This is a genomic window from Acetonema longum DSM 6540 (assembly GCF_000219125.1).
GTDB lineage: Bacteria > Bacillota > Negativicutes > Sporomusales > Acetonemataceae > Acetonema > Acetonema longum.
In genome coordinates this window covers 1-11,658 of sequence record NZ_AFGF01000065.1, presented here as the reverse complement: position 1 = coordinate 11,658, position 11,658 = coordinate 1, and the positions used below count along the sequence as shown (strand labels likewise).

At 54.4% G+C, this 11,658-nt stretch carries 9 protein-coding genes and 1 pseudogene; 1 reads left to right on the top strand and 9 read right to left on the bottom strand.

The window, feature by feature from the left end; genetic code table 11:
* Window positions 1–6 precede the first annotated feature (6 nt).
* Window positions 7–205 (top strand): annotated as a pseudogene (locus ALO_RS23770) (DUF4272 domain-containing protein); the annotation flags it as partial.
* A 41-nt stretch (window positions 206–246) separates the two neighbouring features.
* Here ALO_RS23770 and ALO_RS08105 read toward each other — a convergent pair.
* The 9 genes from ALO_RS08105 to ALO_RS08065 form a co-directional block, all read right to left on the bottom strand.
* Entirely contained in the window at window positions 247–1,599 is a 1,353-nt protein-coding gene (locus ALO_RS08105) for a GlmL-related ornithine degradation protein (RefSeq protein WP_004094652.1), read from the bottom strand.
* Entirely contained in the window at window positions 1,596–3,797 is a 2,202-nt protein-coding gene (gene oraE, locus ALO_RS08100; RefSeq protein ID WP_004094651.1) for a D-ornithine 4,5-aminomutase subunit OraE, read from the bottom strand. The genes ALO_RS08105 and oraE overlap by 4 nt, the downstream gene beginning before the upstream one ends.
* Complete coding sequence (locus ALO_RS08095; protein ID WP_004094649.1) at window positions 3,781–4,161, bottom strand: ornithine aminomutase subunit alpha; 381 nt, start codon at window positions 4,159–4,161, stop codon at window positions 3,781–3,783. The genes oraE and ALO_RS08095 overlap by 17 nt, the downstream gene beginning before the upstream one ends.
* A gap of 48 nt (window positions 4,162–4,209) precedes the next feature.
* Window positions 4,210–5,625: a 2-amino-4-oxopentanoate thiolase subunit OrtB gene (gene ortB, locus ALO_RS08090; RefSeq protein ID WP_004094648.1), complete on the bottom strand. Its 1,416-nt coding sequence runs from the start codon at window positions 5,623–5,625 to the stop codon at window positions 4,210–4,212.
* Window positions 5,618–5,929, bottom strand: a complete 312-nt coding sequence (gene ortA / locus ALO_RS08085; RefSeq protein ID WP_004094646.1) for a 2-amino-4-oxopentanoate thiolase subunit OrtA — start codon at window positions 5,927–5,929, stop codon at window positions 5,618–5,620. The genes ortB and ortA overlap by 8 nt, the downstream gene beginning before the upstream one ends.
* A gap of 71 nt (window positions 5,930–6,000) precedes the next feature.
* Window positions 6,001–7,434: an amino acid permease gene (locus tag ALO_RS08080; protein ID WP_004094645.1), complete on the bottom strand. Its 1,434-nt coding sequence runs from the start codon at window positions 7,432–7,434 to the stop codon at window positions 6,001–6,003.
* A gap of 26 nt (window positions 7,435–7,460) precedes the next feature.
* A complete protein-coding gene (gene ord, locus ALO_RS08075) occupies window positions 7,461–8,528 on the bottom strand; it encodes a 2,4-diaminopentanoate dehydrogenase (RefSeq protein ID WP_004094640.1) in 1,068 nt (355 codons plus the stop codon).
* 198 nt (window positions 8,529–8,726) lie between these two features.
* Window positions 8,727–9,839 carry an alanine/ornithine racemase family PLP-dependent enzyme gene (locus ALO_RS08070; protein WP_004094638.1) on the bottom strand — a complete coding sequence of 371 codons (1,113 nt, stop codon included), beginning with the start codon at window positions 9,837–9,839 and terminating at the stop codon, window positions 8,727–8,729.
* Window positions 9,840–9,981: 142 nt separating this feature from the next.
* Window positions 9,982–11,481: a sigma-54 interaction domain-containing protein gene (locus ALO_RS08065; RefSeq protein ID WP_004094636.1), complete on the bottom strand. Its 1,500-nt coding sequence runs from the start codon at window positions 11,479–11,481 to the stop codon at window positions 9,982–9,984.
* Between the last annotated feature and the right edge of the window lie 177 nt (window positions 11,482–11,658).

Below are 11,658 nucleotides of genomic sequence, written 5' to 3'. Positions count from 1 at the left end.
AACGCAGCGTTAAGAAAAAAAGGATATTCTGGACCAGGCCGACTTGATCTACCGGTACGACTGGGCTTGCGTGGACGCGCGCATTAAGAAAAAACCGGCTCCAGGCGGCTTAAACGATGAAGTGGTGGTAGAAAGACACAGGGCGTTGAACTGGCTTGTATGTTATATGGATCAGGAATGGGACTGCGTTGCCACCAATACGTAAGCAAGAGTGAACGTTCGAAACCGGTCAAAAACAGTCTGGCTTTAAATTGCCAGACTGTTTTTCATTAATTGCAGCGCCGCCTCCGGGTATGTATCGGCCAGCAATCCGGCGGCAGCCATGACATAGTTCCGGTCAATCAGAACCTGCCCGTTTCGAGGCAGTAAGGCGGCGCTGTTCTGCGGTGCATTGACGCCGGCCAGGATCGCCGTTCCTGCCGCCAGCCGTGTCAAGGCGCCGCCGGTGCCAATGATCCACTTCACGCCGGTAAGGTCTTTACCCCGGGCAATCGCCAGCCGTCCCACAGGACCATAGACATATTCGATATTGCCGGCATGACGGCTTACAGCTGTCCGTACCGCGGTTTCGGTTAGGTACCTGGCAAACTCCTGCTCAGCGGATGTCACCGGCACCGGGGTGCGCAAACTCTCCAACTGCTCCGGACGGCAGCTCAGCCTTTCGCATAATTTAGCAATATCGCACAAGGCCAATACATTGCCGGCATTGACATAAACCCCCAGGTCTCCCTCCACCGTTCGTTTCGCCAGGGGTTCGGGACTGACCAGCATGGAGTCGATTTCCGGATCTGCTTCGGCTACCGAATGCACATCGGTCGTTGCTCCCCCCACATCCAAAACCAGCAGATCGCCAATGGCCTCCCGCAGCAGCCGGGCCGCCCGCATGACCGCCCCGGGGGTGGGAATGATGCGGCCGCCGACCATTTGCCGGATCTTGTGCATTCCCGGCGCCTCGGTGATATGCTTTTCAAAAACGTCATGAATCACCTGCCGCGTCGGTTCAACATTCAACTGGTCAATCCGGGGATACACATTGTCAACCGCCGTTACCGCGCCGCCGGCATTGGCGAGAATGGAACAAACCTGCTGTCTGGCAGCACAATTGCCGGCATAAATGACGGGAATACTCCTGGCCAAACCGGCCAGGCATTTGGCGTTGTCAATGACTGTCTCCTTTTCGCCGTAATCTGTGCCGCCGGCTAACAGGATTATATTCGGGCGAATACGGGCAACCGTCGCCACGTCTTCCTCCGTCAATACCCCTCCCGTGACCCAGTGAATATTGGCGCCCGCCCCCAGCGCCGCCTCCCGCGCCGCTTTGACGGTCATATCGTAAACCAGGCCGTGCACCGTCATTTTCAAACCGCCGGCCGCACTGCTGGAAGCCACGATTTCCCGGTAAGCCACCGGAGCGCCCAATTGGCGTTCCAGTTCCAGAATAGCCTGACTGAGCCCAAGCGTCACATCCCCGTCCAGCACCGTGGTAGGCGCCTGCCCCTGGCCGGCCAGCGCCGGTGCTGCGGTATCAATACCGGTAATCGCGTTAACCAGGGTGGTCGTACTGCCAATTTCGGCAACCAGGATATCCACCTTTTTCATGGCTGCCCCTGCCTCAATTCTTTATACCGCTTCACCAGAAAACTGGCAACATGCAATCCCTTGGTGCCGCGGCCAAAGCCGGCGTCCAGTCCTTCGCCCCTGGCCAGTTCATTGGTAACCTGGGTGCCACCGCAAACAACAATTACTTTATCCCGGATGCCAATTTCCCGGCAATACTGATGCAGCCGCCGCATATTGATCCGGTGGATATCGGCATGAGAAATTACGGTGCTGACTAAAATGGCGTCGGCGCCAATCTCAACCGCCGCATCCGCCAGCTTGGCCACCGGCACCGATGTTCCTAAATAATTGCACTCAATGCCAAACTTCTCAATGCCGCCGTGTTTAATATCCAGGATTTCCTTAAGGCCAACCGAGTGTTCATCTTCGCCCACCGTAGCGGCGACAATTTTTATTTTATGCGCATTGACAAATTGCCGGATTTCGTCTTCTGTCAGTGTTTCCGCCACCGGCGGAATGACCAGTACTGCCGGGTCAATGGCAAAAGGAACCCGTCCTTTCAATTCCACCAACGTTCCTTCCGCCGGATGCAACACTTGCTTGTGGATGACCTCCACATCCAGCAGCCCCAGATTTTCGCCGATACTCAGCGCGGCAAATTCCGCCACTCGCTCGGCGGCCGGCAAAAACAGGGTCATGCACACTACACCGTCACCCTGCCACTGAACCTCCGGCCGCAGCAAGCCCTTTGCCCGCTCGGCGTCATGCTCAGCCAGGCGGCAGCGCACGTTATCCTGGGGATCCAGTTCGTCAATCCAGACAATTTTTCCCGGATGGCACAGGGTGCAGCCGTCAATGAGTTCACAAGCCCGGGTAATTCCCTCCGGCAGACGGTTCATCCCGAAATGATCACATACCGGCGCCAGATAATCCTCATCCCGCGGCACGATCGTACCGTCGCCAACGCCGCCGTTCAGCTGCCGGGCAATGCCATCTCCCATTCTTTCCGGATACATCCCGGAATCCACAAAAAAGCCCTGACTCACCGCAGCAAAATAGCCGCCGGCGGCAATAATTTCTTCCATAAACAAACAGGCCCGTTCCTTCAGCTCCCGCACCCTGACGCCAAGTTCCCCCTCGTAGTTCAGGCTGACCATGTCCTGCAGGCCGTCGAGTCCCAGCAGTGCCTGTTTAGCGGTATTGACCCCGTGGATATTGTTATAATGCCAGGGAACATTCCGTCCTTCATCCGGGGTAATAGTACTCTGAATATCGGCGCTGGTCAGGCGGGACAGCAGCATATTCAGAACATGGGTGACAGTTACTTCCCGGGTGCAGGACTCCATATACTTGGTATTCATTTGCGCCCGGAACCGGAACCCGTCAAATAATTGCCGCAGCGCCACCGCATACGGTAAATCCATCGTAACGCAAGGCGCCGGCGGCGCGGTCGGCGGCACGGTAGACAGGCAAATCCGGTCCCGCGGTATGCCGGCCATCACTGAATACTGGCAATTGACAGCATGCTGGACCATCAATTCCGGCATTACTTTCCAGGCTTCCCGCGCCGTGGCATTAGCGTTATGGGCGCCATCGATCTGAGCCATACCGGCTCCGGCCATGATCTTCTTAGCCACGGCAGCGTCGACAAAGGAACGGTACATATTTACGTTACGGTACAGCACATTATATTGAGGGTCCTGATGCGCCCCGTTCACGCCTTCTTCGGCCAACAGCACCGCCACTTCCGGGCCGGCCACGCCGCTGACGTACGAATGGAAATTAATCGGCCGGCCTACCTCATCTTCAATCAGATCAAGCGCCTTGCGGGTCGCCCGCAATTGCTTGCGGGTGATCGGCACCCCGCCCACTCCTTCGGGAGTGCCTTCGATCAAGCCGTCAAAGTGACTTTGCCCCGCCGTCCGGATCACCATGATATGGTCCGCGCCATGCCACGCCGCCATTCGCATCCGCCGGATATCGTCCTCAAACCGTCCGGAGGCGATTTCCGTGGTAATCACGCAGTCAGGCTGGGGATCAATATGATTAAAATATCTGGATGCAGGCAGCCCGCAGGACTGTTTTAAGGGTTCGGAAATCTGCCGGTAACGGAAAGGTCCGGCCTGGCCGTTTGTGCTGGGTATACGCCAGGTCCAGCCCTTGCGGCGCGGCCGGTACGATTCCAGGTCTCGCAGTATTTCCCCCAATACCAGCTTTTCGTCAGCTTTCAGCGTCATGATGCTCCCCCTTTTGCCAATAAGCGCGCAATTGGTCCCACCCCAGTCCCTGCCCAAGGCGCAGACCGGCTTCCCGGTAAGGGATTCCTGCCAGCTGGGACAGCCGCCACACCGCGTGGCCGGCGCCTTTGCCCAACAGTTCCTGCTCGACGCATTTGTCCACAATTTCTTTGGCTTCCATGCTGGAAAAACCCATGCGCAACAAAACCGAACGCTCCACAGAAGGCGAGGTATGGGTACGGGCCAGTTCCATCAAAGGCTCAACCACCTGCTCCGTCAAACGCCAAAATCGGTCTTTCAGCTGAGCATCCGATAATTCTGCCAGTTTCGTCCGCCGCTGGGAAAAATCATCCTGCCTTTGCATAAAACCCGGGAAATCTCTTCCCGGCCACCTCCTGTTACAAGTCTATTTTCACCGGCCGCTCAGGATCCCATGAACCAGCGCTTCAACCGCCGGGGCTGACGTATGGGTCTCCGCCGCCAAATATTCGATGTCGGCGCAGCCAGGCTTTTCCTTATCCAGTTTGGGCAGCACGCTGCACAGATACGAATGGCGCACCTTATCCAAGTCGACCTCCCGGGCGGCGATTTGTCCGGGATGCTCCGGAATAACAATCGCTTTACCCGGCACATTTTCAGTCGGATGGCCGCGCCGCACTTCAATCCCGTTCTCTTTGGCAAAGGTGAGCTGGGGCGACGGATGCTTGCCGGCGCCGGTATACTCCGTCTCCTGAACCACGATTACCTCATCCCGGCCCATCTGCTGCGCCAGGGCGAAAGCAGCCGCCAGCGATGTGTTGCCGGCCGGCCCTCTTTCCAGCCCTTCCAGGGAAGCCAGCATTTCGGTAATATAAAAGACCTCTCCCTGGGTGACAGTGACATAGCGGTCCATATAACGGAGGGGACGCGCGGCATTCCGGGGCACATCGGCCCGGTCGGGATTAATGGCAAACGGCATGCCAAACCCGGTATGGCCGGTGGTAAACGATTTGCGGTTGAAATCAGTGTCGCTGGCCATGTGCAAGCCGGACAGATCCACACTGGCCGCCACCACGGCGGTATTCACGCAGCCGGCCCGCCTGAGCCCCCGGGCCGTACCGGTGACATTGCCGCCGCCGGCATGGGTAATCACCACCGCATCCGGCTGCCTTCCGGCAAGCTGCCGGGTCTGCGCCGCCACTTCCAAACCCAGTGTTTCAATCCCGGCGATACTAAAAGGAGTGTACAATGATGCATTGAAGAAGCCGGTTTCCTCCAGCACCAGAAGAAAGGTGTAAAACAATTCCGGCCCGACTGTCAGCTGCAAAACTTCAGCGCCATAAGCCTCGCAAGCCCGGCCCTTTTCCATAATCTCCGGCTGGCCGAGTCCCCGGCTGTCAAACGTCTCCTGTACGATAATGCTTTTGAGTCCGCGTATGGCGGCCTGAGAAGCGATCGCCGCCCCAAAGTTGCCGCTGGTCGCGGCCACGACTCCGGGATAGCCGTGTTTTTGCGCATGATACACCGACACCGAAGCCCGCCGCGCTTTAAAACTGCCGGAAGGATTCGCGGCCTCGTCTTTTACGAAAATGCGAGCGCCTTTACCGGGGCCGGCCAGATGACGCGCCAAAGCCGTAAAGTTTTTCAGTTCCAGCAGCGGTGTGGACCCAACCCCGGTTTGCCGCTGAATGCGGATCATCTCGTCTATATCATAAGCCGCCTGCTGCATCATGCGTTCGTAGTCAAAAGCCAGTCCGCCGCTTTCGAAGCCGGCATAATCAATATTAGTGGCCTGCCTGATAATCTCCGGCTTGCGGGCCATCACCGCCTGGTAGCTGTTGTCACGCATCCCGTTTCCCCTCCAGTATAGTCCGCACTCCCCCGCCAATCGTCATTAATTCCGGTTGCGGCACACCATAATCCACTGCGTAGCGGGGGTTAACGGCAACTAAATTTCCCTGCAGCTTTCGTCCGGCAAGCGTACGGATCGTCACGGCCATGCCCATAGCCGCCTGTTCCTCCAGCAAAAAGCCCTTGGCCTTCATCTCCAGGGGAACCATTCCCGTCTCTGCCGGTACTTGCGGCGCACGTTCGCCGGCCGGCAAAATAACCGTATGAATCTGCACCCAGTCTCCCTGTTTTGCATAAAGCATGTTCACCGCCCCCATTCTCTCACCATTTTCAGCGTATTTCCCCTGTTGCCCGATTCTCCAATATCCTTCGGCTATCTGGTTTTATCGAAGGTTTTTTGCTGCAGGGCCAGTTTCCGTTTCGGAGCAACCGCCATATAGTAATACACCATAATAAGAATAGTAAAAGGAACGCTCGCGTAAATCGCGATCCGTTGACTTTCATCAAACCACAGGCCAATGATGATGGCCAGATTCAGAAAAAAACCCAGTGCCGGCACCAACGGGAAAAACGGCACACGATATTTTAAATCCGACTTTTTTCCCTGATTGGCAACAAATTGCCTTCTAAAGCAATACTGGGAAGCGCAGATGCCCATCCAGCCAAGCACTCCCGCCAAACCGCAAATGGAGATCAGCCAGAGATAGACGCTGTCAGCGGCATAGACGCTGCATAGGAGCGAAGCGCCGGCAACGACCATCGTGAGGATTAACGCGTTCATCGGGACCTTGTGGCGGTTTAATTGTCCGAAAACCGGCGGCGCCATGCCGTCTTTAGACATGGCCCACAGGATGCGGGTGGCGCTGTACGCCCAGGAATTGCCGCAGGACAGAGCCGAAGTGACAACCACCAGCGTCATAATAGTATAGGCGCCGGGAATGCCGGCGTATTGGAACACATCGGCAAAAATGCTTTCTTTGACCCCGGCTTCCCGCCAGGGTACAATGGCGGCAACAACAATCATGGACAAAACGTAAAACAGCAGCGTCCGGAAAGCAGTCGCATTCACAGCCTTAGGGATGGTCTTTTCCGGAGTTTCACTTTCGCCGGCGGCAATGCCGATAATCTCCGTGCCGTTAAAGGCGAACGCCACCGTCAGCATCGAAACCAAAACCGCCAGCATACCGTTCGGGAACAAGCCGTCGGCAAAGAAATTGCTGAAGCCGATGGCGGCATGGCCGCCGACCGTGCCCGCCATCGCCAAGCCGCCCACAACGATGCAGGCGATTATGGCCCCCACTTTAATACTGGCAAACCAAAATTCCGACTCGCCAAAGGCTGAAACATGCAATGAATTCAAGCCGAATAAAACCAGTCCGAAAACAAGCACCCAGACCCATTCGGAAACTTGCGTCAAGCTTTGCAGCAGCATGCCGGCAGCCACCAGATCAATGCCAATAGTAGTCGCCCCGTTCAGCCAAAAGAACCAGCCCAGAATATAGCCGACCACAGGAGAAATAAAGGTGCTGGCATAGGTCTGAAAAGAACCGGAAACAGGCATTGCCACCGCCAGTTCACCCAGACAAAGCATGACCATGTACATAATAAAACCGCCGATGGCATAGGCCAGAACGGCCCCGCCGGGCCCGGCCTGATGGATCGTTGAGCCCGACGCCAAAAACAGTCCTGTGCCGATTACACCGCCTAAAGTAATCATGAACAGATGCCTGCTCTTCATGCCCCGGTTCAAGCCTGACTGCTGAGATACCGCATTGCTGATCTTTTTATCAAAACTATCACTGGCCACTATCGATTCCCCCTTGCTTTATCGGATCAAATGGTCAGACACCTTTTCTTCCCGTCAGCGATTAACTGCCGTACGTCCCCCATCAGCGCGGTGATAACCGGCAGATCCGGCATGGTCAGCAGGCCGGCCCGGGCATTGATGACCCGGGGAATCATATTTACCGCCGCAGCCATGGTGCCGATTCCGCCCGGAATTTCCTGCTCATCGGAAAATTTGATGCTGGGAGTGCCTTCAATCGAAATATAGTCCCCGGTCTTGACCCCTTCCAGTTCCGGGTGAATTTGCTGCGGATGCTCTAAAGTAATAATTTCCACACCATCCTTATAGCCGCGGGCAATGTGCCGGCAGCCGGCCACCATGCCCGGCTGCACTTTCACATGGGGTGTTTCCCGGTATACGGTGGTCATGATGGGCTCGCGGGTCTCCGCGATATGGTCCAGTTCCCAGCCCAGCGACTTGGCGATCAGGTAGGCCGACTGCCGAAACCCAATATGGCCGACAATGGTTCCATCGCTCAGGCCTTTATTAAATTCTTCTACCGTCGTGCCGACACCCTGGGTTTTCATCACAGTCGGCCCAAACGGGGAAAGATCATTGATTCGGGCGGCCCATATCTTATTCACTGCCTGGCAGGCGCCTGTCAGGGTTAAGATCAGTGTATCCAGCACGAATCCCGGGTTAACGCCGGTGCCAAGAATGGTAACCTGATGTTTTTTAGCCAAATTGTCCATGTGTTCGGCCAAGTCCGGTGTTTCAGCCCATGGCGCGGACATTTCCTCGGCAATGGTAATCACATTCTTGCCGGATTCGACAATCAGAGAAATCTCCGGAAACACATCCTTAGTAAAAGACTGGGTGGCATGCAGCACAATATCGGCCGCCGTATGATTCAGCACTTCCCGCGGCTTATTCGAGACAATGACCCCGATCTGCCGCCCGATACCCAAAACCTCGCCCAGGTCCTTGCCGATCTTTGCCGGGTTTTGCCCGATTGCCCCGACAATTTCAATGCCTTTTTTGTTCAGCAGTATGTCTTTGGCCATACCGCCCCCCATAGCCCCTAACCCCCAAAAAATCACTTTTATATTTTCCACCGATGATCCCCCCTTGTTTGAATTGAATTAAAACCTTGTAAATTGACCAAATGCCCCTATGGTCCAGTTGCCTAAATACAATTGCAATAAGTATGCCAAAAAAATCCATGCTAAAATTCAGGGTTCGCGCTTACTGATCACGCATACTTTCTTGCGGTGCCGCCAAAATTTTTGCATTGATTAAAATATTTAGTGTATTTAGGATCCTTTAGTATCGCTCTTCGCAGGATGAAGCAAAGCTCTCCCTGTATACACACGGGATACATAGGGTGAAATCATAGCATGGACCAACGCGCCATATTGCATATAAAAACATACTTTACTGCCGACAACAATTTCAGTGGCCGCGTCACTGACGTCGAGAATCAGATGATCGCTGCTGCCGCCCAGAATATCGATGCCCGGACAAGCAGGCGTCAAACCGGTTAGTTCGACATCTTGCCGGCCAATCGCCGCAATTGCCCGCTTACGGGTGCCCCTGTCCACAAATACCGGCGTCTGGCCAAAAGCGTCCTGGGCGATTTCTCCCAGCGGTACTGATGGCTTTTCCTGCACCTCAACAACCTCAGCGCACAGATTTAAAGCGTTTTGATACGCTCCCGGAATGGCGTTTCGCCGCAGAGATTCCCGCCCGAGTAAAATGCCTTCGCCAATCCGCAGCTGTGTAATTCCTGCGGGCAAGGCACCGGCCATCAGCAAGCCAAGATTAGCGGAACTGCCCCCGGAAACCACCGGCAAGGTCACAGCAAACGCATCCCGGATTTGCCGGTTTAACGCAACGAGATTGCTGAGAATCTCCGGCGTAGGAATTAAGCCTCCATAGCAGGCAAAATTTGCCCCCAGTCCTTGCAGCCTTATTCCCTGCAATGTCATGCAGCGCTGCACTAACGGCAAAATCTTTTGCGGCATAACCCCCTCCCGCAAATCTCCCATATCCACCATCAGGATCACGTCATGGGCAACCCCGGCCTTGCCGGCAGCCTGATTCAACTGACTGAGAGTCGAGAACTCGGAAACCAGGCTGCAATTGGCGACCCGCACCACTTCATCCGCTTCGCTGGGCATCGGGATCCGCAGCAGCATCAGCGGGACATTGACGCCGGCTTCGCGCAGCCGGCGCAGATTTTGGACCCGGGCATCCCCCAGCATCGCCACTCCGCCGTCTAACATAGCCTGTGCAATCGCCACATCCGCGCAAACGCCTTTCGTTACGCCAACTACCTCGATACTGCGGGCACGGCACATGTCAACAATTAAACGGGTATTGGCAGCCACCCGGTCAAGCTGAATTTCGACAAAAGGATAGCCCATAGCAAAACCTCCATTGATTTCACCTCGAAGCCTGAAACTATTTCACAGAGTTTCAGGCCCCAAGGTAGACTAACCGTTAACATTACCGGTAATGTTAACGGTTAGGTATGCAAGATCAATGCCAGTTCCAGCCATGGGCCGGTTATTTTAATTTGTACTTTTTCAGCTTGTATTGGAGTACCTGCCGGGTCAGCCCTAACCGTTCGGCAGCTTTGGTAATATTATCGCCCGCCACCGCCAGAGCGGCGGCAATCAATTTCTTTTCCATTGCCTCCCGCTGGTCGGTCAAAGGTCTGTCAAACGACATGAGCTCCTGCCGTAAATTTTCCCGCTTCAATTGCAACGCGTCCACCAGATTGGCGCGGAATGCCATTGGCAAGTGATGAAATTGGATTTCAGCCTCATCATCGATCAAATTCATTGCCCCCTCGATGGCGTGCTGCAGTTCCCGGACATTGCCCGGCCAGGCATACCGCCGGAAAACATCCTTCACTTCCGCAGCTATGCCTTGTACCCTGATGCCTAACAGCGGGTTATACTTGCCAATAAAAGCGGCAGTGTAAGCAGCGATATCTTCTTTACGGTCCCGCAAAGGGGGAGTGTTGATGGTCATAACGCCCAGGCGGTAAAATAAATCCTCCCGCAGCCGCTTTTCCTGTATAGCCTCCGCAGGCTCCATATTCATTGTGCCAATAACCCTTACATTGATTGGCACTTCATTGACTCCGCCGACCCTCCGCAGAGAATTTTCCTGAAGCACTCTGAGCAGCTTGGCCTGCAAATTCAAATTCATTGAATTGAGTTCATCCAGCAATAAAGTACCGCCGCTGGCCTGTTCAAAAAGGCCTGGACGATCAACGGCGCCGGTAAAAGCTCCTTTTGTTGTGCCGAATAACAGTCCTTCCAGCAGTTGTTCCGGCAGGGCGGCGCAATTAATGGCGACAAACGGCTGATTTTTACGCGGACTGAGATTATGGATGCTTTGGGCAAACAATTCCTTGCCCGTGCCTGTCTCGCCATAAATCAGGATATTGGACGCCGTACGGGCAGCCCGCACAGCATAAGACAGAGCCGTCTTCATCGCCGCAGATTCCCCTAATATATCAGTGATAACATAGCGTGTGTTCGGATGATGACCGTTGCTCACCGTTCCTTTTTTACAGTGAAACAATTTTTCTTGCAGATTCATAACCGTTTCCGCCAATTCTTGAATGAAAGTAATATCTTTAGCGATTTCCAGGGCGCCGAACACTCGTCCGCCAATCTGCAAGGGCGTGGTGCTGTTTACGGTAACCACCTGCTGACCATGAGCGTTAATGTATGTTTGCTGGCGATTGTTTAAAGCCCGGCCGGTTCGCAGCGCCGTAAAAAGGGTGCTGGTGTCTTCCGTGAGATGCGGCATTGCGCTCAGAAGATTCTTGTCCAGCATCTCGTCGGCATTGCAGCATTCCAGTTTAGACATAGTTGCATTATACACAACCGTCTCGCCGCATTGGTTAATTACGTGAATACCGACATCCAAATGCTCCAAAATTGTTTCGTACAATAGAATTTTTTGCTGGTTTTCCATCAGTCTGTCCTGCAATGCATTCCGTTTAACCCCATCTTCCCGGTTATGCCTTCCATTTCTTGTACGCACCATTTTGGGGTTGCTCCTTACATTTTTTTACGTTAAGGTTTTTGCGTTTTATTTTTCGCCTTGTTAAAAATAATCCCCTGCAATTTATTTAGTATTTATAGCATTGCAAAAAGCATACCAATAAAAATATAGCCAATTTTCTGTATTCTTTTATGGCAAGACACAAAAAAATGCGATATC